This is a genomic window from Desulfurivibrio modestus (assembly GCF_044068625.1).
In the GTDB taxonomy this organism is placed as follows: Bacteria; Desulfobacterota; Desulfobulbia; order Desulfobulbales; family Desulfurivibrionaceae; genus Desulfurivibrio.
This window is the reverse complement of record NZ_JBIPKH010000026.1, coordinates 1-23389: the sequence shown is the minus strand read 5'-3', so window position 1 is coordinate 23389 and position 23389 is coordinate 1. Positions and strand designations below refer to the sequence as shown.

Sequence of the window (23389 nt, the reverse complement as noted above, 5' to 3'; positions counted from 1 at the left end):
CTCCTGGCTATTGATTCATGCTAACACAGCCCGAGAGGAGATGACGAAAAATTCGCCTCAGCCTTTGTCAGTGGAGGCCCTGGCTTTTGATTCAACCGACCTTGCAGGAGATAGGCGAAAAACGCCCATGGTTCAATAGGCGAAACTCAACCCCAGCATGGCGGAAAAAGGAGCCCCCGGATAAAAGGTGGCCATCCCCTCCCGGGTATCATCCGAGGCGTTGATCACGGAGAGATATTTCTTGTCGAAAAGATTGTTCAACTCCTATGATCGTGACGGCCTGATGAATTACCGTTCCGGCACGGTCACCGTGGGTATTCCCTTCATTCGCGACGAGCGGGGCAACTTTGTCAACCCCAACGAAAAACTCTACCAACAGACCGCCGGCATGTACCTGCGGGGAGACTGACACCTGGTGGATCGCATCGACTCCCCCCAGGGCCGGGAGCACCGGCGGCAGGTGGCGGGGATCCCCTGCGCCGACTGCCATTTCATGTTGGATGAGACCCTGCAATTCGACCACCGGGGGCGGGCTGAAGCCACGGCCGGCGACACTGCTCGCTTCTACGAAAGAGTACCGGTGGAAAGCCAGTGCCTGGTCTGCCACACCCACTGGCGAGTTGGTGAACTGGCCGGGGTGCTGGGATTGAGCATGGACAAAAGCTCCTTTCTGGCCCAGGCCCATGAAAACACCCGCCGGTTCATCTACTTTCTGCTGGTCAACGGAGCCGTGGTGCTGGCGGTGACCTTCCTGGTGGCCACCATGTACCGCCATATCCTGCTTACCCGGCGGCAGTTGGCGGCCAAAAGCGGCCGCCTGGCCGGGCTGCTGGACAACTCCGGCCAGGGCTTTCTCTCTTTCGGTCCCGACCTGCGGGTGGAGGCGGAATCCAGTCGGGAATGCCGCACCATGCTTGGTCAGGAGCCGGCCGGCCGCAACATCGCCGAGCTTTTTCATCCCGACAACCCGGCTGAGGCAAAGCGTCTGGCCGCCAACTGGAAATCGCCTACCGGTTGATCAACCCCAAGCTGATAATGCTGATCATCACCGACATCACCGAAAAGTTGCAGCTGGAAGCGCAAGTGGCCGAAGAGCAGACCCGCTTGCGGCTGATCGTCACCGCCGCCACCGAATCGGCGGAACTCTTTGAAGTACTGGATGACTACCGCAAATTCGGTCGGCAGGACCTGCCCCGACTGCTGGCCGCCGTCGACCACCCCGAGCCGGCGCTGGCCGAAATTTATCGCCAGGTGCATACCTTCAAGGGGCTGTTCGGGCAAATGGAGTTCATTTACTTACCCGATGCCCTGCATGAGTTTGAATCCGAACTGCGGCAGTACAAAGAGTCGGCGACCGCCCGGCCCAACCCGGATGAACTGGTCGGCCGGCTCCAACAGGCCGACGCCGCCCTGGAGAGGGATCTGGCTATCCTGCGCGACACCCTGGGCGAGTCCTTCTTTGCCCGCCGGGGCCGGCTGGAACTGGCCCCGGAAGATGTGGCAATGCTGGAGCAGTTGGCCGACCGCCTGCTGCACGGCAAGGGGCAGTCCCTGGACAGCGTGGATACCCGGGCCTTGCTGCAACGGCTCAAACGGTTGCGCTACGTTCCCTTCGGCCACCTGCTGTCCGGTTACGCCAAGGCGGCCGTCCGTCTGGCCCAGCGCCGGGAGAAGGAGTTGGCCCCCGTCGGGATCGAAGATAACGGCCTGCGGGTGCCGCCGGAAGTCTACGCCCCCTTTGCCAAGTCCCTGGTGCATCTGTTCCGCAACGCGGTGGACCACGGCATCGAAACGCCGGAAGAACGCTGGGAGTTGGACAAGGAGGAAGAGGGGCACATCAACTGCCGGGCCTGGGCGGAAGGCGATGGCATCGTGCTGGAAATCGCCGATGACGGCCGAGGTCTGGACGTCGAAGCCATCCGCCGCAAAGCCGTGGAGAAAGGACTGCTTGCCGCCGAGGCCCCCGGCCTGGAACCAGAAGAGCTTTACCGATTGATCTTTACCGATGAATTTTCCACCAAACAGACGGCCGATGCCATGTCCGGCCGCGGCGTGGGCCTGGCGGCGGTGCGGATGGAAACCCAACGGCTGGGCGGCGAGATCGAGGTGGAATCCACCCCCGGAGCGGGTACCATCTTCCGCTTCCGGCTGCCTTACCTGGAAAAACCACTACCAAACACCATCACGGAGGAGATAGATGAGCGACCATGAGCTGAACAGCGGCCGGATGCGCCGGCTGATGCAGGCCATCGGCAAACGAACCATCGGCTACCTGAAGGAGGATCTGGAGATTCCGATCAACAAGGCCTACCAGATCGGCGAGGACGTGGCGCGCATGCAACTGCGGGAGCTGACCTCGATTCTGGCCCTGGACGCCGCGGAAATTCGCCTGCTACTGGCCTTCAGCTTCGATCATGCCTTGGCCGACCGGGTCCTGACGGCCAGCGCCGACGGGCTGGAAATAAGCGCCGACGAACGGGATGAGATGCGCGAGGAAGCGGTGGGGGAGATGATCAACATCGTGGCGGGCAACGCCATCGCCGGCCATGGAGTCGGCAACCAAATCATTGCCATCACCCCGCCGGTGGTGATCAAAGAGGCGAAAAGCATTAGCCGCCACAAGGGCGCGACTTTTCGCACCATTGAGGTCGCCACCGCTTCCGGCATGATGAGCATCCATTTTGTCGGCCCCAAGGATTTTTTTACCATGAACCTGGACTACGCTGAGGGGATCAATGAATAAGCTCGAGATTATGATTGTCGATGACTCGGCCCTGATCATAAAAAAACTGGGCGCCATGCTGGAACAAATGGGCCACGAGGTGGTAAAAACCTGCAAAAGCGGCATGGAGGCGGTAGATACCTTCCGGTACCTGAAGGAAAAAGGCCTGCCCCTGCCCGACCTGGTGACCATGGACATCACCATGCCGGAAATGGACGGCATTGCCGCCACCCGCCGAATACTGGGCCTGGCGCCCGACACCCTGATTATCATGGTTACTTCACACGGGCAGGAACAGATGGTCATCGAGGCCATCGAAGCCGGCGCCAAGGGTTATGTGCTCAAGCCCTTCAAGATCGAAAAACTCAAGGCAAGCATCGACCAGGTGATGTCCCGCTATAAGAAAAACTGAGCATGACCCCCTATATTATAGGGCGCAGGTTGACTTTGCCCCGCGCCGTTATCAACCAACCGGAGATCATCCCGACCGACGAGGTTAGGTGGTAATTCCCCCGAAAATTGGGGGGATTACCTTTTTCACAGTTACTCCCGCTTGAGAAGCTTAGCGTTCAGCGCCAGTTGCCCTGGGGCTCGGGCGCGGCCTTGATCCGGGCCAGTTGTTCGCCGAGATCGCGCAGTTCCCGTTGCCAGTAGTCGCGGGTGCCGAAATCCGGGACCACCCGGCTCAACCCCTCCTCGGCCACCTGGTAGGCGCACCAGGCCATGTAATGGATGTAGCGCATGGCCCGCAACGGCTCGATCAGGCGGAGAGTGCGGCGGTCGAAGTCCCGGAAGGTTTCGTAGCCCTCCAGGAAAAGCTCGATCTCGGCCCCGCTCTCTTCCCGGTAGCCCGGCAGCAGCATCCAGAAATCCTGCACCGGCGGGCCCAGGGCCATATCGTCAAAATCGATGAGATAGAAGGACTCGCCGGGCCGGTAGATGAGGTTGGAAAAGTGGCAGTCGCCGTGGATGCTGATCATCTCGACCCCGGCGAAAAGGGGGCTGATGGCGGCGATCAGCTCGGTGGTCAGGTCGGCAAACTGGGGGGCCAGCTCAGGCGGGATGAACTTGCCGGCCAAAAGATAATCCGCCTGCTGGCGGGTGGAGCGGTCGGGGGCCATGACGATCCGCCCTTCGGGAATCCGGGCGGCCCCCACCGCGTGGACGCGGCCGAGCAGGCGGCCGATCTCCAGCCACTGCTCCTCGTTGTACTCGTCCCAACTGCGACCGCCGCATTTGGGAAAGACCGCGAAACAGGTGCCCTGGTGCTCGCCCAGACTGCTCCCTTCCGCCTGCAGCATGGGGGCGATGACCGGAATTTCCCGGCCGGCCAACTCCAGCAAAAAGTCGTGCTCGTTCGCAAGTGCGTCGCGGCTCCAGCGGCCGGGCCGATAAAACTTGACCACCAGCCCGGACCCGTCCTCGGCCTCCAGTTCATAAACCCGGTTAATGTAGCTGGCCAGGGGCCGGCAGAGATTGGTGCAGCGAATACCCAGGGCCTTTTCCACCAGATCAAGCACCAGATCCGGGGTAAGGCGGTGAAAGGCGGAACGCGCCCGCGCATCGACCATACTGTTCATCGCCCCTCAATACCGCACGGCAAGCGCAACGTCAATGCAAACCGGAGCTTTGCCGCTATTCCAGTTTCTGCCGGCTGCCAAGAAAGCCGTTGACAACATCCGCCTATACGGATAAGCAGGACAGAGCATGAAAAAGCTTGCCGAAACCCTGAAGGCTTTATCCGAAGAAGTACGCCTGCGGCTGCTGCTGCTGCTGCAGCGGGAAGGAGAGCTTTGCGTCTGCGATCTGATGGGTGCCCTTGCTCTTCCCCAGTCGACCGTCTCCCGCCATCTGGCCTACCTGAAAAACAGCGGCTGGGTGGAATCCCGGCGGCGGGGGGTGTGGATCCATTACCGGCTGGCCCCAAACCTGAACCCCTTGATGGGGGAAATCGTGACCACCCTGGCCCGGGAGACGGCCTCCACCACCGAGATCCAGCAGGATGCCGCCAACCTGGAACTTTATCGCCAAAGTAAAAAAGGGGCCGAGGCTTGCCAATGAAAACCACCATTTTATTTCTCTGTACCGGCAACTCCTGTCGCAGCCAGATGGCCGAGGGCTGGGGGCGCCGCCTGCTGGCCGACCGGTTTGAGGTCTTTTCCGCCGGTCTGGAAAAGCATGGCCTGAACCCCCTGGCCGTCAAGGCGATGGCCGAGGCGGGGGTGGATATCAGCAAGCAGCGCTCCAAAACCCTGGAAGAATTACCCCAAGACAGTTTCGACTATGTGATCACCCTCTGTGGCCATGCCAACGAAACCTGCCCCTATTTCCCCGGCAAGGTGATCCACCAGGGCTTTGACGATCCCCCCAGGCTGGCCGCCGCTGCCGCCGGGGAAGCCGAGGCCCTGCCCCACTATCGCCGGGTCCGGGATGAAATCCGCGATTTCATAAAAAATCTGCCCACTGAACTTATAAAACTGTAAAAATTTCCGGGGCGCGACCCATGACCAACTGTCCCACCAAACTTAAACCCAGCATGGGCGGCAAACTCTCCCTGCTGGACCGCTACCTCACCGTCTGGATCTTCGCCGCCATGGCCCTGGGAGTGGCCATCGGCTCCCTCTTCCCCCAGGGAGTGGCCGGCTTCAACAAGGCCCTCACCGTGGGCGAGCACACCAACCTGCTGATCGCCGTCGGCCTGATCCTGATGATGTACCCCCCCCTGGCCAAGGTTAAATACGGCATGATGCCCAAGGTGTTCGCCAACCTGCGGGTCATCGGGCTGTCACTGTTCCTCAACTGGCTGGCCGGCCCCACCCTGATGTTTCTGCTGGCGGTGGGATTTTTCGGCTTCATCGCCCCGGCCCTCTTCGGCCCCGACCCCCGCTGGGGTTCCTACATGGTGGGATTGATCCTGGTGGGTATTGCCCGCTGTATCGCCATGGTGCTGGTCTGGAACCAACTGGCCCGGGGCAGCAGCGAGTACGCCGCCGGGCTGGTGGCCATCAACAGTGTCTTCCAGATCATCACCTTCAGTTTTTACGCCTGGATCTTCGTCAGCGTGCTGCCACCGCTCTTCGGCCTGGAGGGGGTGGTGGTGGATGTAAGCATCGGCGATATCTTCGTCAGCGTCATGATCTACCTCGGCATCCCCTTTACCGCCGGGGTCTTAAGCCGGGTATTGCTGGCCCCTGCCAAGGGGGAGGAGTGGTACGAGAAGGTCTTCATTCCCCGGATCTCCCCCATTACCTTAACCGCCCTGCTCTTCACCATCGTGGTGATGTTCAGCACCCAGGGGGAACAGATTCTGCTGCGGCCCTTGGATGTCCTCTGGATCGCCATCCCCCTCGCGACCTATTTCGCCCTGATGTTTCTGGTCAGCTTCTACATGGCCCGCAAGCTGGGGGCCGACTACGCCCGCAGCGCCTCGCTCTCCTTTACCGCCTCGGGCAACAACTTCGAGTTGGCCATCGCGGTGGCCATCGGCGTCTTCGGGATCAGTTCACCCATCGCCTTTGCCACCGTCATCGGCCCCCTGGTGGAGGTGCCGGTGCTCATCGGCCTGGTCCATGTCAGCCTCTACTTCCTGCGCCGTTTCTACGGCGGCAAGGTGACGGAACATTAACGATCAATAACAGAGTTCATGACCCGTGCCTGGACCTCCAAAGCCAGGGTGAGCATGCCGCCTATCTGCTCCATGGTCGGGGGGCTGATGGAATAGCCCTCCAGGTCGCAGATCTCCTGAAATCCATCCAGCCCCTTGAGTTCTTCGCCAAGCTCCGCCAGTTCGCCGGGCAGAAACTCGTCAATGGCCGCCACCAGGTCGTGCATGGTGTGGTTATACGGCAGCTTGCCGCTTTTCATGAGCAAGGCCATGATCAGTTTTTCAATGGCCATGGCCACCAGGTTATAGAGAATCGCGGTGGTGAAGGCCTCTTTCCGCTGAGCATAGGCATTGTTGGCCGTGGCCAGAAACTGTTTGCCCTCCCGCAGAAAATCCTCCCACCCTTTGATGGGTTCGCTTCCGGGAGCGGGAAACCCGGCCAGGCTGGCAATCACCCCCTTGCGTGGTTTCGACATAATACTCCCTCCTTGCTTGGATAGGATAGAGGTCATCCGCTCTCCATCCTATCCGGTGATCAGGTAATTGGCCGGGGGCTCGCCATCCTCAAGCCCGTCCAGAATCGCATCGATCGCCTCTTCGCTGTCCACCCCCTTGAACCACCAGTTCTCCGGTTGGATCACCATGATCGGCCCGGATTCGCATTGCTTGAGGCAGGTGGTGGCACTGATCAGGCAGTCAAGCCCCCGGTCGAGCACCTCCTCTTCGATGTATTGCAGAAATCCTTCGGTCTGTTTGTGGCAAATGCCCTTCTTGTCGCCGGCAACCCGGAAACTCTGGCAAACGATGATCTGACGCGCTGGTATGGCCATTTTCTTTCTCCCCTGCGTTATGTTTTAGCCGAAAGGATAAAGCAATCCCGTTTTATACCCACCAGATCTGCCGTTTGGCAGGGTTGCCGATCAGGTCGAAGGAATCGCCGGCTTCCCGCAGGACTTCGTTGAATTCGTCGATGGTGAAATCGTAGCCCTCGCCGTTGGCGGCGGCCACGAAATCTTCCATGTTTTTGATGGCATCGTAGCGGGTCCGCATTTTGAGGTCGCCGCCGCCGGCAATGAGAAAATCTTCCGCGCTTTTCTTGGCCATGATCGTGCTCCTGGCATTATCAGGGACAGATTGGCAATCTGTCCCTGTTTATTGTCGCCTGTTAATTCTTGCCTTACCTCTTAGAGGACCAATTCAAACTGGCTTTCCGAATCGTCGCGGTCCTTGCGGTCCATCAGCACCCCGAGGATTTTTTCCAGCAGGCGCAAGCCGCCCTTGTAACCCACGGTGGGGAAGTACTGGTGGCCCTGGCGATCCAGGATGGGGAAGCCCCAGCGGACAAAGGGCAGATCCTCGTCGCGGGCGATATACTTGCCGTAGGTGTTGCCGATGAGCAGATCCACCGGCTCCTGCTTGATCCACTGGTGGAGCAGGAACATATCACCCTTGGCCTTGACGTTGACCGGGCGGCCCAGCTCCCTGGTGATCTCCTTGATCCGTTTTTCAAACTTCTTGCCCGGGGTGCCGGTGACGATGTGGATCGGCTCCATGTCCAGAGAGACCAGGAAGTCGGTCATGGCGATGAGCTGGTCCGGGTCGCCGAAGATGGCCACCTTTTTCTGGTAGAGGTACTGGTGCATGTCGGTGATCATATCCACCAGCTGGCCCCGCTCCAGGGCGACCTCGTCGGGTACCGTGACCCCGGCCACGGTGCGCAGGGCGTCGATAAAGCGGTCGGTGGCCTTGAGGCCGAAGGGCATATCGAGAACCTGGCAGGGTACCTTGTGCTCCTTGTCCAGGTAGCGGGCGGCATCGCCGGAGCACCATTCGCCCAGGGCCAGGGTGGCATTGGCATCGCCGGTGGCCTTCAATTCGGCCACCGTGGTGCCGCCCTCCGGGAACATCTTGTACTCGCCGGAGAGCGGGCCGTTGAGCACCCCGGAGGTGTCCGGGAAAAGGATGCTTTTGACCCCAACCAGGCCGGCCAGGCGCTTGATCTCCTCCATGTCCGCCGGCTCCACCCAGCCGGGAATGATGTTGACCCTGCCGTTCTTCTTGCCGGTGGACTCGGCCATTCCAGCCATGGAGGTCACCATGCTGCTGAAGCCGGTAACATGGGAGCCGGCATAGCTGGGGGTGGAGGCGCTGATTACATACTTGCCCTCGGGGATCTTGCCCTCCATCAGGGCCTTCTTCTTGATCTGGGGCAGATCATCACCGATGGTCTCGGAGAGACAGGTGGTGTGGACGGCGATCACCTCCGGTTTGTAAACGGTGAAGATGTTGTTGATGGCCTGGAGCATATTGGCCGAGCCGCCGAATACCGAAGCCCCTTCGGTAAAGGAACTGGTGGAGGCGGACACCGGCTCCTTGTAATGCCGGGTCAGGGTGCTGCGATGATAGGCGCAGCACCCCTGGGAGCCGTGGCTGTGGGGCAGACAGCCGTGAATCCCCAGGGCGGCGTACATCGCCCCGATGGGCTGGCAGGTCTTGGCCGGATTGATGCTCAGGGCCTTGCGCTCCGTTATCTCTGCTGGTGTATGTCGTAGTAGCATGGTTTTGTCCTCAATAATTATATGAAGCGGAGAGTTGCGGGTTTCGCTGCCAGGGGGCCTTCAAATAACCCCAGACCTTGGAACTTACCAGCCGGTCGATCTCGTGGTAGAAGTTGACGGCTCCCTTGAAGCCGGCGTAAGGACCGCCGGAATCGTAGCTGTGGAGCTGCTTCATGGGAATCCCCAGCTTCTGGATGGAGAATTTCTCCTTGATCCCGGCGCAGAAGATATCCGGCTTCAGCAGCTCCACCAGTTTTTCGGCCTCGTACTGGTTGAGGTCGTCGATGATCAGGGTGCCCTTATCCATATCCGGCATCAGCCCCTCGTAATGCTTGAAGCTGTAGCCCGCCTTTTCCAGGGCCTCGATCTCCTCGGCGCTCTTGCGGGGCTGGTAGCGGGTGGGATCGGCCTCCACCTCGATCTCTTCGATGTTGCGGCTGTCGGCATCCACCTTGATATCGGGGATCACCCGCCGGCCCTCGTAATCGTCCCGATGGCCGAACTCATAACCGGCCGAGATGGTCTTCATCCCCATCTCGTTGAACAGCTCCTTGTAATGGTGGGCCCGGGAGCCGCCGACAAACATCATGGCGGTCTTGCCCTCGGTGCGGGCGCGAACCTCGGCGGCGGCAGCCTCCACCGCCGGCATCTCCTCAGCGATCACCTCCTCCACCCGGGCGATCAGCTCCTTATCGCCGAAGTACTCGGCGATCTTGCGCAACGACTTGGCGGTGGCCCCGGCCCCGATGAAGTTGACCTTGATCCAGGGAATCCCGAACTTGGTCTCCAGCATGTCGGCCACGTAGTTGATGGAACGGTGGCACATCACCGCGTTGAGATCGGCGGTGTGGGCCGAGGCGAACTGATCGTAAGTCGAGTTGCCGGAGAAGGTGGAGATACAGGTGATCCCGCACTTCTCGAAAATCCGGTCGATCTCGAAACCATCGCCGCCGATATTGTATTCCCCCAGCAAATTGATCTTGAACTTGCCGGGCTTGACCTCGTCGTTTTCCCCCACGATATGACGGAAAACCTGGTTGTTGGCGATATGGTGGCCGGCGGACTGGCTGACCCCCTTGTAGCCCTCGCAGGAGAAGGCATAGACGTTGCAGTCGCCCAGCTTCTTCTTCATGTTGGCGGCCACGGTGTGAATATCATCACCGATCAGCCCCACCGGGCAGGTGGCGAAGATGGCGATGGACTTGGGATGAAACAGATCGTAGGCCTCCTGAATGGCCGCCGCCAGTTTCTTCTCGCCGCCGAAGATGATGTCCTGCTCCTGCATGTCGGTGGAGAAGCAGTAGGTCATGTAGTTTTCGCCGTCCGGACCGGCGTCGGTCTGGTTGCGCCGGGTCAGCCAGGCGTAAAAGCTGCACCCGATGGGGCCATGGACCAGGTTGACGATATCCCGGGTCGGCCCCATGATCACCCCCTTGCAGCCGGCGTAGGTACAGCCGCGCATGGTGATGATGCCGGGGATGGTCCGGACGTTGGCGGTGATTTCCGGAGTTTCGTTCTCCAGGGCCTCGTTGATCATTATCTGCTTGGCGCGCTTACGGGCGACCTTGGGCGGATATTGCTTCAACAACTCCGCTTTAACCTCGGCCGGTTCCCAGGAAGCCGCCTTACTGCTGGTTGCTGTTGCCATTTCGATAGACTCCCGCTATTCCTAATAATTAAAAGATAACTTGCTCACCCCCCTGACGGTCCGGCAGTGCCCCGAATTGCGGCAAGCAGGACGGCGCCGCGTACACCAGGTACGCAAGCCGGCCTGATCGCCGCAAGGCGGGGTGCTGCCGGGCCGTCAGGCGATGGCCTTAAGGCCGGTTTCGCCGGTCCGCACCCGGACGGCGTCGCCGACGGGCAGGACGAAAATCTTGCCGTCACCGGGCTTGCCGGTCTTGTTGACGTTGATGATGGTTTCCACCGTACATTTCACCATGCCGTCGTCCACCACGGCGGTAAGCACCCGTTTGGGATAGAGCTTGCCCTTCTCGCCCAGGATGGCGGCGGCCTCCTCGTAACCCTGCTCCACACCTTCAAGGATCATGGGGTTGATAAACCCCCTGCCCCGACCCTGGGCCTCGTGGGCGAAGAAGGCGTCCACCCCGCAATCGGTGAGGGCCTGTTTGGTCTGGTTCATCATGTTGATCCGGACAATGGCGATGACCTCTTTCATGCCGCCACCTCCTCCGCCACCGGTTCCTTGACGCCCGAGCTGACGGTATAGGCCTCTTCCACCGGGGTGACGAAGATCTTGCCGTCGCCGAAGGCCCCCTTGCCCTTGCTGCGGGCGGTATCCATGATGGCCTGGATCACGAAATCCTTGTCCGCGTCCTTGACCACACTCATCAGCATCACCTTGGGCAGCTCGTCATAGGTGACATCACCGATCTTTATTCCGCGCTGCTTACCCCGCCCGGCCACGGCATACTTGGTCACGGCGGGAAAACCGGCGTCCATCAGGGCCGCCAGCACCGCATCCGATTTTTCCGGCCGCACAATCGCACGAATCATGTACATCATCGTCATCTCTCCCAAAAGTTCCCGGCCCGGCGCCAATGCCCGACCGATTTATTTCATTAATTTGCCGCTTTCCTTAGGCCTCCATCAGACCGTAGTCCATGAGCAGTTTTTCCAGCTCCTCGATCTCCAGCGGGGTGGGAATGACCAGATCCTTGTTGTTATCAATGGCTTTGGCCAGGCCCCGGTAGGCGTCGGCCTGCTTGACCTCCGGCTTCCATTCGATCACGGTTTTGCGGTTGATCTCCGCCCTTTGCACATCGTTGTCCCGGGGGACGAAGTAGATCATCTTGGTGCCCAGCTTCTTGGCAAGCTCCTCGATCATCTCGGCCTCGTTGTCCACCGCCCGGGAGTTGCAGATCAAGCCGCCCAGGCGCACGCTGCCGGACTGGGCGAACTTGGTGATCCCCTTGCAGATGTTGTTGGCGGCGTACATGGCCATCATCTCGCCGGAGACCACGATGTAGATCTCTTCGGCCTTGCCGTCGCGGATGGGCATGGCGAAACCGCCGCAGACCACGTCGCCCAAAACATCATAGAAGGCATAATCCAAGCCCTCGCTCTCCTCGTAGGCCCCCAGAGACTCCAACATATTGATGGAGGTGATGATCCCCCGGCCGGCGCAACCCACCCCCGGCTCGGGACCGCCGGACTCCACGCACCAGGAGTCGCCGTAACCCTTCTTGCGGATATCATCGAGTTCGACGTCCTCGCCCTCCTCCCGCAGGGTGTCCAGTACCGATTTCTGGGCCAGACCGCCCAGCAGCAGCCGGGTGGAGTCCGCCTTGGGATCGCAGCCCACCACCATTACCTTGCGGCCCAACTCCGCCAGACCGGCCACCGTGTTCTGGGTGGTGGTGGATTTGCCGATTCCGCCCTTGCCGTAAATTGCTACCTTGCGCATGACCTAACCTCCTGATTGCGGTTTTCCTATATCCGCCCGCCCTTCCCCGCTCCGGGGTAAGGCGGCGGCATGACCTCGTTGTCGCTTTCGGGTAATGGCAAGGGGCGTGCCAGGCGAATCAAAACGGGGATAAAAACAGATAACATTCTGAAAACAGGCTGTTTAATTTTAAGCGGCCAACCAGTTGCCGCCCCACCACCACCTCCTCCGCACCTTCCTCTTTGTCGGCATGACGACAAAATGGGAGCCTTTGCAACTTTAACAAAATTGTAAAGGCATTCCGGGTCCACCACCCGGCCAACTACGTTTATGTAAAAAATGGCCCGAGGGGATAAATCGCCACTTAACACGCCAATCCGGACAGATCAGCTAAAGACCCAACGGCTTCAGCGCCTGGCACGCTTGTTGCTCATTAACCGGCAGCAAAGCCAACCGCCGCCACCAGCAAACCAAGGAGCAGCAATGAATTCCCCATCCGGCACCGCCCACCTGGAGTTGCAGGCCCTCTACCAGATCAGCCAGTTGATCGGCTCGGCCCTGGATATCCGCAAAACCCTGGCCGAGACCCTGCGCATTCTCCATGAAACCCTGCGCATGGAACGGGCCACCCTGGTGCTGGAGGAGAGCGACAGCGGCCGCCTGACCATCGTCGCTTCCTACGGCCTGAGCCCGGAAGAGATCGCCCGGGGGGTCTACCGGCCCGGTGAGGGGGTGATCGGCCGGATCTTCGGCAGCGCCTATCCCTTCGTGGTGCCGGATATCAACCGTGAACCGCTTTTCCTTAACCGCACCGGCGCCCGCACCCATCTGGCCAAGAAGGAGATCTCCTTTATCGGGGTGCCGGTGATGCTGGGGGAAAATCCGGTGGGGGTGCTGTCGGTGGATCGCCTGTTTGCCCCGGAGATCTCGTCCGAGGAGGACATTCGCTTTCTCACCGTGGTCGCCACCCTGATCTCCCAGTTCCTCAACCTGCAGCAGACCTTCTCCTCCCGCCAACAGATCCTGCTGGAGGAGAACAGCCAACTGCGCGATGAGCTGCGGGGCCGCTTCAACCGCCACAACATCATCGGCCAGTGCAAGCGGATTCAGGAGGTGTACCACTACATCGCCAAGGTGGCCCCCAGCCGGGCCACCGCCCTGTTGCTGGGCGAGTCCGGCACCGGCAAGGAGCTGGTGGCCCGGGCCATCCACCTGGCCGGCCCCCGCCGCCAGCAGCCTTTTATCAAGGTAAACTGCGCCGCCCTGCCGGAAAACCTGCTGGAGAGCGAACTGCTGGGGCACGAGAAGGGGGCCTTCACCGGGGCGATGAGTCAGAAGAAGGGGCGTTTTGAGCTGGCCGACGGCGGCACCCTCTTCCTGGACGAGATCGGGGAGATGCCGCTTTCGTTGCAGGCTAAACTGCTGCGGGTGCTGCAGGAGCGGATGTTTGAACGGCTGGGGGGCACCCGGACCATCAAGGTCGATGTCCGGATCATCGCCGCCACCAACCGCAGCCTGGCCCAGTGTGTCGAGGAGGGCACCTTCCGGGCCGATCTCTACTATCGGCTCAACGTGGTGCCGGTGGTGCTGCCGCCCCTGCGGGAGCGACGGGAGGATATTCCCCTGCTGCTCGACCATTTCCTGGCCACGAGCAACCGCGACAACCAGCGGCGGGTGAAGCTGTCCGGGGCGGTGATCCGCTACCTTGCCGATTACTCCTGGCCGGGCAACGTCCGGGAACTGCAAAACCTGGTGGAGAGGCTGGTGGTGATGGCCGACGGCGAACAGGTCGGCCTGGATGATCTGCCCGCCTATCTGCGAACCGAGCCGGAATCATTGCCGCTGGTGGCGACGACGGAGAAGGAACTCCCCTCCCCCGCCGCCCCCCCGGCAAGCTCGGGCAAATCCCTGCTGGAGATGGAACGGGAAGAGCTGCTGGCCGCCCTGCAACGCTGCGGCTGGGTCCAGGCCCGGGCGGCCCGGGCCCTGGGCCTGACCCCCCGCCAGATGGGCTATCGGATCAAAAAGCACGGCATCGAAATTCCAATCCTTTAGGGGACTGGTGCCCATTAAAAATGGGGGGATTACCATCCCTCCAGGTTCAGGTTTTCGGCTTCCCATTCCTTGTAGGTTTGGCCGGTGGCCTGGAGTTTCCATTCGATGGTGCCCTTGGCCGGGCGGCCGTTGACTGTCTCCCACCCTTGGAGCCGGGCTTGAGTTGCTGAATGTCATATTCAAGCTCCTTCAGACTCTCCGCGTGCTGAGCCTGTTTCAGCGCGTCCCGATATTTGTCATACTCCAGCGCCGATTTTTCCAAGGCCATCTGGTGACTGATTTTCCCCGCATGGGCCAGCAATTCACGGCCATTGAGCTGGATAATGGCGTCCAGCCGCGCAAGCCAATCCTGCATGTACATGGGCGTTCGTTGCTGGGCCATGGTCTCGGCAAAGGCGAGATACTGTTCCACCAGGAGGCCGAGCAGCTTCATCTCGTCCTCGGCTAGGTAGTTCTTGGCGATGCTTGCATCGCTTTTACGTACCGCCGCCGGTTCGCTCTTTTTGTCGAACGACCGCATACCCATCAGCGGCAGAGCGGCATCCGCCCGGCGATAGACCAATTCCGCCGCAGTCTGCTTGCTGATGGCCCAGAGCAGCTTGTTCTGCACCACCTTGAAGAACTCGATGGTCTTTTCGTCCTTGGGGTCGTAGTCAATGCTGGTGGCGTAAATGTCCTTGATCTTCTGATAGAAGAAGCGTTCCGAAAGTCGAATCTCCCGGATGCGCTCTTGGAGTTCCGTGAAATAATTCATGGAACTCCCGCTTTTGAAACGCTCGTCGTTCAGAGTAAAGCCCTTGACGATGTACTCCTTGAGCCGCTGGGTGGCCCAAATGCGAAATTGAGTGCCCTGGCGGGACTTCACCCGGTAGCCGACGGAGATGATGACGTCCAGGTTATAAAACTGCACCTCGCGAGATTGGGTCTTGCCCGCCATGGCACCGTGCCGGGTGGTTGTCCGGAAATTCCGGACAACCACCTTTTCGTCCAGTTCCTCCTCATTAAAGATATTGCGGATGTGTTCGGAGATGGTTTTCTTGCTCTTGCCGAAGAGCTGCGCCATATGCTCCTGCGTCAGCCAGACCGTCTCGTCCTCCAGGCGGACATCGATTTTGATCTTGCCATCGCTATCCTGATAGATCAGCAGTTCCGAGTCGTTCATCGTCTCTCGTTGATCCTTCTTTTTGGTTTCAGTTGTATGATATGGGCGGGCGGCTTCAGCTTTTTATCTATTCAAGCAACTCCGGGTGGTGCTCTTTCAGCCACTTGAGGACGATCTGCCGCAGCTCTTCCGTAAAGGCAATCAACTCGTCCGCGTCCGCCTTGCCCACCACCCCGATCTGATCGTATTCGACGATGTTTCTTTTGGCCCGGCAGGCATCGAGGTACTGCACATCGGGGTTCCTCTCCTTGCCCAGGATCAGCGCCAATGCCTGAATGGTCCGGTAATGCTGCAGGGTTCGCTCCGCCTTGTAGCCTTCGGCATAAAGCAGGATGGCGCATAGTTTGAGGGCGGCGTTATAGGCGATGCCGAATTGCCAGTCGTAGGAAATGCCGCCTTCTCCGGCATCCCGCAAATCCCGGTCAACAATTTTCAGCAGATTATCGATCTCGTCCCGGCTCGTTTGGTGCCGGCGTAGCCAGCCGTTTTCAGCCCATTGCGTCAAGCTCATCCTGATCCCCGATGATGAAGATTTTGTTTGTCGCCATGACCTGGGTGATAAAATGATTGCCGGCGGTGCGGCGGGTCTTGAAGTCTTCAAGGCTCAGGACATGGGGGTTGATCTCGCGGCCGATCTGTTCCGCTACTCCGGCCAGCAGGCCGGTTAAGCCCCGCAGGCCGAGCCGGCCGATCACCAGCAGATCGATATCACTGGCCGCAGTTTCCTCCTGGCGGGCGATGGAGCCGAAGACGAAAGCGAATTGGATATCCGGGCTCTTTTCCAGCGCCCGGCGCAAGATATCGACAAGGCCCACGGTTTTCAAAACCAGGCCATGAAGATCGGGATAGAGGGGGTGGTCTGAATTGGCGCGGTAATAGGTGCGATTGCCGTCCTTGCGTGACACCACCAGATCCAGCCGGTGCAGCCGGGCCAGTTCGTTCTGCATGGTGCCAATGGCGCACCCTGCCTGCCGGGCGAGTTCCCGCATATGCAACTCCGACTTCTTCGCCCCAAAAAGAAGCCGAAAAACTTCCGCCCGCGCCTTCGATGAGAGAATTTCCGCCAGGATGGTCATAGTGTATGATTATTACAGACAATCGTACGGTAAAACAAGTCATTTTGTCCGGCCGGGCTTTTCACCCTTCCTGGTTCAGCTTTTCGGCTTCCCATTCCTTGTAGGTTTGGCCGGTGGCCTGGAGTTTCCATTCGATGGTGCCGTTGGCCGGGCGGCCGTTGACTACGGCGGCGGCCGCGCTGGGGCTTTTGCCGGCATCGTTTTTCAGTATTAAAGATCACACATGAAAACTCTTGTTATATTTTGATACGTAAAAAATGTAACAAAGACCTGCGTATTTCAGTTTCCATCCCTGAAAATGTCTATATAACGCCTGAGGATGAAAATCCTGTTTCTCTGGAATCCGGTGACCTCCTGCAGGATACCCATATCCACCAGAGACGCGATCAGGCTATTGGCCGGCACATATTTGATTTTCAGCACTTCCATGGCTCTGTTGACGCTGATCGTCGGTGTCCCGTAGAGATAAAGAATGAGCTGCCGGGCGTTCTCAGCCCGGCGACCAAGTTTGAAAATTTCAGCGTCAAGTTCCTGCCGCAGCGCCAGGATGCGCTGAAAGGTCCTTTTGCCGCTTTCGGCGGTCTCAATCACCGCTTGCAGAAAAAAACGCACCCAATGACCGATGTCGTTGGATTCGCGCACACGGGTCAGGGCGTCGTAATAGGCGCCCCGGTGCTTTTCCAGATGAGCGGAAAGGTAGAGCGACGGCTTGCTCAGCAACTCGTGGCTGACCAGATAAAGCGTGATCAGAAGGCGGCCGATGCGGCCGTTGCCGTCCAAAAACGGGTGGATGGTCTCAAACTGATAGTGGCTCAAAGCGCAGCGGATCAGGTGGGGAACGGCAACATTGTCGTTATGCCAGAAGGCTTCCAGGTCGGTCAAAAGATCGACCATGTCCTCGTGGTGAGGGGGAATAAAAGCGGCATCGGCAAGACTCGCGCCCCCGATCCAGTTCTGGCTGCGACGAAACTCTCCAGGGGTCTTGCGCTCGCCCCGGACGCCGCTCATCAGGATTTCATGGGTGTGGCGCAGCAGACGCAGGGAGAGCGGCAGGGTCTTCAACTCTTCGATGGCCGTGTTCATGGCTCGGACGTAATTCTGCACCTCGTGCCAATCGTTACGGCGTTCCGGCAGGATGGCCTCCTCTTCCAGCACCGCCTCGTCCATCTCGGTGCGGGTTCCCTCGATGCGGCTGGAGGTGTTCGCCTCTTTTATAATGTGCATGCGGATAAAAAGGTCGACATCCGGCACAATCAGCGTGAAGGCATTGAGTTCACCCAGCGATTTCGTCGCCTTTTCCAGCAGGACGTTGATGCGCGGATCTTCCCATGACCAAACCTGGTTGATGGGAGAAGGCAGGAAACTCTGGTATTGGTATTGCTGCTTGTAGCTACCGGAAACAAACGCTTCGAATTTCATCGTCCTCCTCGTTTTTTCATCACCCTTCCTGGTTCAGCTTTTCGGCTTCCCATTCCGTGAGAGCCCCGAAACAGCTTGCCCATGCCTTATCTATAGCTTATGTTGAATAAGCATGAACCGAATCGAGTGGTCTACTAAAGCATATCGTCAGCTTCGTAAACTTCGTAACCCGCAGGCGGCGGAGGCTATCTTTGATGCTGTGGGCTCTCTGGCCTCATGGCCTGACTGCAAAGACGTCAAACATCTTACGAATCATGAATACCAGTATCGGCTTCGAGTGGGCCGCTACCGGGTATTTTTTGATGTCGGCGAAAAGACCATCACCATCATCACCGTTCAGGAGGTGAAAAAACGCGATGAGCGCACATATTAACTACCAGACCATTATGGACCACGGGAAACCGGCTTTTGCCGTGGTGCCCTACCAGGATTTCATGCGGCTTATCGGGCCGGCCGCCACCATTCCCCATGAGGTCGTCGGCCTGGTGGTGAAGAAAAATTACAGCCTGTTGCGGGCCTGGCGGGAGCATCTTGGAATTACCCAAGCGGAAATGGCCAAGCGCTTGAATGTTAAGCAAGCCGCCGTTTCCCAACAGGAAGCCCCGGACAAAAAGCCCCGCCGCGCCACCCTGGAAAAATGGGCCTTGGCACTGGGGATAAGTGTCGAACAGCTCCGGGAATAGGTTCCCTCAAAAATCCTTGACTTTTGCCACTGTGCCGCCGATATTTTGACGGCTCATCCACCATGCGTGGAAGGAGTAACGAAGCCGTCCCTCGGGGCAGCTTCAGCTTTTCGGCTTCCCATTCCTTGTAGGTTTGCCGGTGGCCTGGAGTTTCCATGCGATGGTGCCGTTGGCCGGGCGGCCGTTGACTACGGCGGCGGCCGCGCTGGGATGCTCGGTTCCCTTGCCGGCCCGGGTTCCGCTAGTCACTCCGGTCAAAAACCGGTCAAGCAACCCGATATACATAACCCCGTGTTTTAGAATTAAACTTGCATGAATCGCCTCGATGTACGGCTTCTCCAGTCAAGCAACGGTCAAGCAAATTTTATGGCGGCCATCATGCCCACCACGGCAGATATTTTCTGGCTTTGCTGCCGACTGTTTCATCATGGCAGCGAATCAGACCAGATTCAATGGTGTCCCGGATGATCCGCGAGGCCATGGAGCTGTTCTTCTCCTCAATCCCAAACCGCTCCCGCAGGGTCGTATTGGTCATGAAATCTCGCTGCACATACCGCAGGCAGGCGTGCAGGTAACAAGCGCGGATGCGATCAGCTTTATCCATTTCCCGGAATTCTCGATGCGCAAAGAGAACGGCCCGCGTATGTTCATCGGTCGTTTCAAACAGCGGCGCGGGGAGTTGATACAACTCGGTCTGAAATACCACCTTGTCCACCCCGCTGCCGCGCTCCTCACAGACGCCGATCCGGCGCATGAATGAGGCCAGAGCTTCATTGCGGGATTTCGGCGGGCTGTCGAGAAAGCGATCGGTCTTAACCAGCGGCAGGCCGGGGTTGGTGATCTCCATGCGGTTGCTGAATATCTCGACAATCGGGCCGGTGCCGCTGGCATGGAAGTCCTGGTGGATGACGGCATTGGCGACCAGCTCGCGGATCGCCAGTTCGGGAAACATCGGCACATCCTTGCGCAGCGCCTGACCGATCACCTCGTTGCTGGGCAGCAGGTTTGCAACAAAACCGATCAGCCCTTCAAAACCGGCGGCGTAACCTTTTGCGCCTTCCTGCTCGCGGATCGTTTCCACCCGGCTCCCGCCTTTGTACAGTACGACCCTCACCGCCTTGCGCCGTAGCGGTCGGAAGTCGGCCAGGCGTTTGGCAAACAGCACCGCACCCAGGTTGGTAATATGCCACTTGCCCCCCTTGCCCGACGCCAGCATCTCATCGTCGGCCAGAGCCGTCAATATGCCATCGCGCCCCTCGGGCAACGGCAGGGAAAGCAGATCGAAATAGGCCGGATAATCGAGCAGCTTCAGCACCTCATCGGCGGCGAGGTTTTCGGCAGCGATTTCGCGCTCGAAAGGGGTACGGTCGAACACCCGCCACAGCTCGCGCTCCTTTTCGGGGAAATCCTTGAGCTTCTTTTTATACGATCCGACGCGAATGTACTCTGTGCCCTTGAACCGCACGGGATGGCGAAACGCGGCGCAGATTTCCAGCAGCACCAACTCCTTGCCATCCACCTGCAAGTGATGAAAGCGGAAATTGATCTTGGGATTCAGCAATCGCAGCAGCCAGCTTTCCAGCTCTTCGTTGCCGACCTTCGTACTGATGGGGTCGAAGGCGGTGCCGACGACCTCGTGGGTATTATCATCCACGCCCCAGACCAGGTAGGCATGTACCTTGCCCAGCAGCGCGGCGGCATTGGCCAGCGCGGAAAGGTATTCGCCGATCTGCTCCGGATCATCATTGTTGTGCTTGAACTCCACCCATTCGGTTTCCTGTGGAAGCTTGCGCAACTCGTTGAGCAGGCCGAGCAGATATTCCGTGGTCCGGTCGATGGTCATGTTTGCTGCTTCTCCCTAAAAACTATGAATTCCTCACGCGAAGGCGTGAATGATTTTAGTGTGTCATCGCCTGTCCTTCGTTTCTCCGGCACTATCCCTCCTGGTTCAGCTTTTCGGCTTCCCATTCCTTGTAGGTTTGGCCGGTGGCCTGGAGTTTCCATTCGATGGTGCCGTTGGCCGGGCGGCCGTTGACTACGGCGGCGGCTGCGCTGGGGCTTTTGAAGGCGTAGTTTTCGGTGAAGAGGCAGCGGCCATTTTGGGAGGAGAGCACCCCGGTGGTCACCAGCTCGGCGAGCAGTTTGCTGTAGCTGGTGTGCTCGGTTCCCTTGCCGGCCCAGGTGCCGCGCGATTGGGAGCCGGCCTGGACGACGAATTCACCGCCCTCCAGGCGGGCGGTGGCGTGGATGCCGTGTCTGGGAGTATGCAGCTCGAAGAGGAGGGGGGCGTCATCGCCGTTGGCCGGGGAAGCGGTCGCCGGCTTGAGCTGGGGCCGGGTCTGGGCCAGAAAGCTGTCGATGCGCAGGGCCGGCAGCACCATCAGGATATATTCGAGAAAATTTTCCATGTTGGCCCGGGCCGCTTCGCTCAAGGAAGGACGGGCCGGGGTGTTGCCGTTTTCCAGCCGGACCTTGCCGATTTGGCGGGCTTCCTTTAACTCAGGGCGTATCAGATGACTCTTCAACGATGTGCCCCTCCTTCAGAACCACCGCCCCGGAGCCCACCCGTTTGGCTTTCTCTCGGGCCTTCCGGGCGGCGCGATGCATCGCCGCCTCAGCCTTGATGAAATCCGGATCTCTTTTGCTGCCTGATTTGATTGTCGCTGTCGCGCTGGCGCTCATGAATTAGCTCCTTCTTCCGAATATCGGAACACAATTTACATGAAGAGAGAGGTTCAATCATCCAACTCGAAAAACTTGGTCAATCGCTCCAATGTGAATTTGTTGCGGAGCTTAAAAGCACTGTTCTGATTGGCGATCATGCCTTTTTCCCAGTAGGCCTGCTCTTCGGGGACGGTTTTCAGCCATTTGACCCTCACCAGGTATTCGCAATTTTCCAGATCGTCGGCATTCTTCTTGATGCCTTCGGCCTGGAGAGGAACATCGAGGATGGACTTTGTGGTTCCGTTCAACTCGACCTTGAAATCCTTGATCGGTACCGATCTTTCCACCACCTCGCCGACACCCAGGTAGCCTTTCTTCGGACGCATGGCAAACACGCGGGCTCCGGGAAAGAGCTGTTTCAGGGTCCGGCTGTACCATTGGCCGCCGCCGGCGGCGGCAAACCCATACCTAATGCAGTCCTCCCAAGTGCTTGCCTCATTCCCTCCTGCATCGATGTCAACATCGACATTGATGACGAAATCCTTGCCGTTCCATGATTCGATCTTAGTCTTGGTGGAGGAACGCTCGATCACTTCTGTCGGGTCGATGAGCCAGGAGCGGCTCAGGTATTCCTGGCCGTTGTCCTTGAAGTACCGGAAGAAGACGGCATTGACGGGGACGCTGTAATTCCCTGAGAGGTAATTGATTATCCGTTCGGTTTCAGGGTCAAGGGCGGAGCAGACGATAATAATTTCGTGCTCCTGGTTGATCTTCTCCGGCGGTGATGTGCCGAACTTGTCCGAGAATTCCTCCTCAAACGGCTTGCCGCCGTGGTGGTCTTCAAAGAGGTCTTTGATCTCCTCATAGGTGAGGTTCTGAACCCAGCTGGCATAATCGAGCCCCTGAGCGACCACGTCGCGGGGCGTGCGGTTGCGCTTTAATTCGATCACGGAGAGCTTTCCCTCGGCGTCGATTCCCAGCAGGTCAATGTATTTGCCAGAAACGGTCGGCACCTGTCTGCCCACGAGCAGAAGGTCTTCGGAAAGAATGTCGAGACTGCTTGAAATAATGTCTTCGAGCTTCTTTTCCGAATCGATGGTGGAATAAGATATCCGCGCCGGCTGTCCGCCAGTGATTTTCCAGAATCCGACTTCGATTGGCATTTTTACTCTACCTCCGTTCTAATTCGCTCTTCGATCCGATGGGCGTTTTAAGGGAACCGGTCAAAGATTGAAGTTTCTTTAGCCAACCAGAATGAGCCATATATCCCCTCGCCAGCAAGGCTTCTTCGCTATCCTCAACAGCGCAGCTTTCATCGTGGGCAAAAATGTAACTATCGGGGTGCCAGGCAACCCAATTAAGATTCTCAACGAGTGGGCCGGGGAAAACCTTACCAGCGATCAAGGCCTTGATTTGCTTCAGTGGCAATTGACAGCCAGCAATTATTATGTTGAATTGACATGCAATTAGCACCATAGCCTTAAGCTGTAACCGTGTTCGCTTATAACACCAAAAGAAGGTGTCATTAAGCGGGAAATATTTCCGGTTCCTCAGCAAAATCTGTGGGTAAACTTCGGCATGGGTAGATCTCCAAGCGAATGATACAAGGCGATTTTCAGCATATCATAAGTCCTGAAGCCGTAGGCTCGTTTCGTAATCACCTTGGCTTTGTTGTTGAACCCCTCGACACAGCCGAGGTCGATCTCGCCTTGGGCCTGAAACCAGTTGAGCAGGAGCGGTCGGTGAGCCCTCAGCATCTTCGCCACCTTTTTCATCGGCTTGAGCCGGGAACGCATGGTCCTGGTGCACCATTTGTCGAGAAAAAGACCGGCCCAGCCGGGGTGGACGTAGTTCCAGAAGTGCTGGAAGTCCTCCTTGAGCAGGTAGGCCCGGATGGTTTTGAGGTTGCAGGCCAGCAGGTCTTGCAACTTGTCCACTTGGTTGTCGGTGAGATTCTCCGGCCTTTTGAGCAGGCACCAGCGGCTTTTGGTCAGCACCGGCTCTTTGCCTTTGGCCTTGAGTTCCCGGGTCTCTTCGGCC

General features: G+C 58.7%; 32 protein-coding genes. 12 read left to right on the top strand and 20 right to left on the bottom strand.

Annotated features, from left to right (window positions below; genetic code table 11):
• The first annotated feature begins 241 nt into the window (after positions 1–241).
• From ACHHRT_RS12195 to ACHHRT_RS12175, 5 genes are read left to right on the top strand one after another with little or no spacing between them, the layout of a single operon-like run.
• On the top strand, positions 242–409 hold the full coding sequence (locus ACHHRT_RS12195; protein ID WP_395500050.1) for a hypothetical protein: 168 nt from the start codon (positions 242–244) through the stop codon (positions 407–409).
• Positions 410–415: 6 nt separating this feature from the next.
• Positions 416–1018, top strand: a complete 603-nt coding sequence (locus tag ACHHRT_RS12190) for a hypothetical protein (protein ID WP_395500049.1) — start codon at positions 416–418, stop codon at positions 1016–1018.
• Positions 1015–2211 (top strand): ATP-binding protein, encoded by a 1197-nt coding sequence (locus tag ACHHRT_RS12185; protein ID WP_395500048.1) that lies wholly within the window; start codon positions 1015–1017, stop codon positions 2209–2211. The genes ACHHRT_RS12190 and ACHHRT_RS12185 overlap by 4 nt, the downstream gene beginning before the upstream one ends.
• Positions 2198–2743, top strand: coding sequence for a chemotaxis protein CheX (locus ACHHRT_RS12180; protein WP_395500047.1), 546 nt, complete (start codon positions 2198–2200; stop codon positions 2741–2743). Before ACHHRT_RS12185 ends, ACHHRT_RS12180 begins: the two co-directional genes overlap by 14 nt.
• Positions 2736–3134 (top strand): response regulator, encoded by a 399-nt coding sequence (locus tag ACHHRT_RS12175; RefSeq protein WP_395500046.1) that lies wholly within the window; start codon positions 2736–2738, stop codon positions 3132–3134. The genes ACHHRT_RS12180 and ACHHRT_RS12175 overlap by 8 nt, the downstream gene beginning before the upstream one ends.
• Before the next feature lie 157 nt (positions 3135–3291).
• Here the strand turns inward: ACHHRT_RS12175 and ACHHRT_RS12170 are convergent, their stop codons facing one another.
• The gene (locus ACHHRT_RS12170; RefSeq protein ID WP_395500045.1) at positions 3292–4302 is read right to left on the bottom strand and encodes a serine/threonine protein kinase; all 1011 of its coding nucleotides are present in this window, start codon (positions 4300–4302) and stop codon (positions 3292–3294) included.
• A 127-nt stretch (positions 4303–4429) separates the two neighbouring features.
• Between ACHHRT_RS12170 and ACHHRT_RS12165 the strand changes: the two genes are divergently transcribed.
• The 3 genes from ACHHRT_RS12165 to arsB are packed head-to-tail and all read left to right on the top strand — an operon-like array spanning position 4430 to position 6347.
• Complete coding sequence (locus ACHHRT_RS12165; RefSeq protein ID WP_395500044.1) at positions 4430–4783, top strand: ArsR/SmtB family transcription factor; 354 nt, start codon at positions 4430–4432, stop codon at positions 4781–4783.
• Positions 4780–5205, top strand: a complete 426-nt coding sequence (locus tag ACHHRT_RS12160; protein WP_395500043.1) for an arsenate reductase ArsC — start codon at positions 4780–4782, stop codon at positions 5203–5205. Before ACHHRT_RS12165 ends, ACHHRT_RS12160 begins: the two co-directional genes overlap by 4 nt.
• Positions 5206–5225: 20 nt before the next feature.
• Entirely contained in the window at positions 5226–6347 is a 1122-nt protein-coding gene (gene arsB / locus ACHHRT_RS12155) for an ACR3 family arsenite efflux transporter (protein ID WP_395500042.1), read from the top strand.
• Here arsB and ACHHRT_RS12150 read toward each other — a convergent pair.
• The 8 genes from ACHHRT_RS12150 to nifH all read right to left on the bottom strand — a co-directional run bounded on the left by ACHHRT_RS12150 (position 6344) and on the right by nifH (position 12311).
• Positions 6344–6802, bottom strand: a complete 459-nt coding sequence (locus ACHHRT_RS12150) for a hypothetical protein (protein WP_395500041.1) — start codon at positions 6800–6802, stop codon at positions 6344–6346. The two genes, arsB and ACHHRT_RS12150, sit on opposite strands and share 4 nt — an antisense overlap.
• Before the next feature lie 48 nt (positions 6803–6850).
• Positions 6851–7156, bottom strand: a complete 306-nt coding sequence (locus ACHHRT_RS12145) for a (2Fe-2S) ferredoxin domain-containing protein (RefSeq protein WP_395500040.1) — start codon at positions 7154–7156, stop codon at positions 6851–6853.
• 52 nt (positions 7157–7208) lie between these two features.
• Positions 7209–7430 carry a Nif11-like leader peptide family natural product precursor gene (locus ACHHRT_RS12140; protein WP_395500039.1) on the bottom strand — a complete coding sequence of 74 codons (222 nt, stop codon included), beginning with the start codon at positions 7428–7430 and terminating at the stop codon, positions 7209–7211.
• 80 nt (positions 7431–7510) lie between these two features.
• A complete protein-coding gene (gene nifK / locus ACHHRT_RS12135) occupies positions 7511–8884 on the bottom strand; it encodes a nitrogenase molybdenum-iron protein subunit beta (protein WP_395500038.1) in 1374 nt (457 codons plus the stop codon).
• 10 nt (positions 8885–8894) lie between these two features.
• A complete protein-coding gene (gene nifD, locus ACHHRT_RS12130) occupies positions 8895–10532 on the bottom strand; it encodes a nitrogenase molybdenum-iron protein alpha chain (protein ID WP_395500037.1) in 1638 nt (545 codons plus the stop codon).
• 156 nt (positions 10533–10688) lie between these two features.
• The gene (locus tag ACHHRT_RS12125) at positions 10689–11063 is read right to left on the bottom strand and encodes a P-II family nitrogen regulator (protein WP_395500036.1); all 375 of its coding nucleotides are present in this window, start codon (positions 11061–11063) and stop codon (positions 10689–10691) included.
• On the bottom strand, positions 11060–11410 hold the full coding sequence (locus ACHHRT_RS12120; RefSeq protein ID WP_395500052.1) for a P-II family nitrogen regulator: 351 nt from the start codon (positions 11408–11410) through the stop codon (positions 11060–11062). The genes ACHHRT_RS12125 and ACHHRT_RS12120 overlap by 4 nt, the downstream gene beginning before the upstream one ends.
• Positions 11411–11483: 73 nt before the next feature.
• Complete coding sequence (nifH, locus tag ACHHRT_RS12115) at positions 11484–12311, bottom strand: nitrogenase iron protein (RefSeq protein WP_395500035.1); 828 nt, start codon at positions 12309–12311, stop codon at positions 11484–11486.
• A gap of 462 nt (positions 12312–12773) precedes the next feature.
• Between nifH and nifA the strand changes: the two genes are divergently transcribed.
• The gene (gene nifA, locus ACHHRT_RS12110; protein WP_395500034.1) at positions 12774–14345 is read left to right on the top strand and encodes a nif-specific transcriptional activator NifA; all 1572 of its coding nucleotides are present in this window, start codon (positions 12774–12776) and stop codon (positions 14343–14345) included.
• A gap of 46 nt (positions 14346–14391) precedes the next feature.
• Here nifA and ACHHRT_RS12105 read toward each other — a convergent pair whose 3' ends face one another.
• The 5 genes from ACHHRT_RS12105 to ACHHRT_RS12085 form a co-directional block, all read right to left on the bottom strand.
• On the bottom strand, positions 14392–15507 hold the full coding sequence (locus ACHHRT_RS12105; protein WP_395500033.1) for a virulence RhuM family protein: 1116 nt from the start codon (positions 15505–15507) through the stop codon (positions 14392–14394).
• A gap of 67 nt (positions 15508–15574) precedes the next feature.
• A complete protein-coding gene (locus tag ACHHRT_RS12100) occupies positions 15575–16018 on the bottom strand; it encodes a hypothetical protein (RefSeq protein ID WP_395500032.1) in 444 nt (147 codons plus the stop codon).
• Complete coding sequence (locus ACHHRT_RS12095) at positions 15996–16496, bottom strand: nucleotidyltransferase domain-containing protein (RefSeq protein WP_395500031.1); 501 nt, start codon at positions 16494–16496, stop codon at positions 15996–15998. The genes ACHHRT_RS12100 and ACHHRT_RS12095 overlap by 23 nt, the downstream gene beginning before the upstream one ends.
• Before the next feature lie 148 nt (positions 16497–16644).
• Positions 16645–16791: a DUF4357 domain-containing protein gene (locus ACHHRT_RS12090; RefSeq protein ID WP_395500051.1), complete on the bottom strand. Its 147-nt coding sequence runs from the start codon at positions 16789–16791 to the stop codon at positions 16645–16647.
• 71 nt (positions 16792–16862) lie between these two features.
• On the bottom strand, positions 16863–18002 hold the full coding sequence (locus ACHHRT_RS12085) for a Fic family protein (RefSeq protein WP_395500030.1): 1140 nt from the start codon (positions 18000–18002) through the stop codon (positions 16863–16865).
• A gap of 112 nt (positions 18003–18114) precedes the next feature.
• On the opposite strand from ACHHRT_RS12085, the gene ACHHRT_RS12080 reads away from it, so the two are divergent.
• Both ACHHRT_RS12080 and ACHHRT_RS12075 read left to right on the top strand, forming a co-directional pair.
• On the top strand, positions 18115–18375 hold the full coding sequence (locus ACHHRT_RS12080) for a type II toxin-antitoxin system RelE family toxin (protein ID WP_395500029.1): 261 nt from the start codon (positions 18115–18117) through the stop codon (positions 18373–18375).
• Positions 18359–18685 carry a helix-turn-helix domain-containing protein gene (locus ACHHRT_RS12075; protein ID WP_395500028.1) on the top strand — a complete coding sequence of 109 codons (327 nt, stop codon included), beginning with the start codon at positions 18359–18361 and terminating at the stop codon, positions 18683–18685. Before ACHHRT_RS12080 ends, ACHHRT_RS12075 begins: the two co-directional genes overlap by 17 nt.
• Before the next feature lie 102 nt (positions 18686–18787).
• Here the strand turns inward: ACHHRT_RS12075 and ACHHRT_RS12070 are convergent, their stop codons facing one another.
• The 5 genes from ACHHRT_RS12070 to ACHHRT_RS12050 all read right to left on the bottom strand — a co-directional run bounded on the left by ACHHRT_RS12070 (position 18788) and on the right by ACHHRT_RS12050 (position 22512).
• Positions 18788–18934 (bottom strand): DUF4357 domain-containing protein, encoded by a 147-nt coding sequence (locus ACHHRT_RS12070; RefSeq protein WP_395500027.1) that lies wholly within the window; start codon positions 18932–18934, stop codon positions 18788–18790.
• A gap of 127 nt (positions 18935–19061) precedes the next feature.
• A complete protein-coding gene (locus tag ACHHRT_RS12065; RefSeq protein WP_395500026.1) occupies positions 19062–20528 on the bottom strand; it encodes an ATP-binding protein in 1467 nt (488 codons plus the stop codon).
• Between the two features lie 91 nt (positions 20529–20619).
• Positions 20620–21210 carry a DUF4357 domain-containing protein gene (locus tag ACHHRT_RS12060; RefSeq protein ID WP_395500025.1) on the bottom strand — a complete coding sequence of 197 codons (591 nt, stop codon included), beginning with the start codon at positions 21208–21210 and terminating at the stop codon, positions 20620–20622.
• Entirely contained in the window at positions 21185–21367 is a 183-nt protein-coding gene (locus tag ACHHRT_RS12055; protein ID WP_395500024.1) for a hypothetical protein, read from the bottom strand. The genes ACHHRT_RS12060 and ACHHRT_RS12055 overlap by 26 nt, the downstream gene beginning before the upstream one ends.
• A gap of 53 nt (positions 21368–21420) precedes the next feature.
• On the bottom strand, positions 21421–22512 hold the full coding sequence (locus ACHHRT_RS12050; protein WP_395500023.1) for an endonuclease NucS domain-containing protein: 1092 nt from the start codon (positions 22510–22512) through the stop codon (positions 21421–21423).
• 91 nt (positions 22513–22603) lie between these two features.
• Between ACHHRT_RS12050 and ACHHRT_RS12045 the strand changes: the two genes are divergently transcribed.
• On the top strand, positions 22604–22819 hold the full coding sequence (locus ACHHRT_RS12045) for a hypothetical protein (protein WP_395500022.1): 216 nt from the start codon (positions 22604–22606) through the stop codon (positions 22817–22819).
• An 80-nt stretch (positions 22820–22899) separates the two neighbouring features.
• Here ACHHRT_RS12045 and ACHHRT_RS12040 read toward each other — a convergent pair.
• Positions 22900–23389: transposase (locus ACHHRT_RS12040; protein ID WP_395500021.1), on the bottom strand; the 490-nt coding region annotated here is incomplete at its 5' end.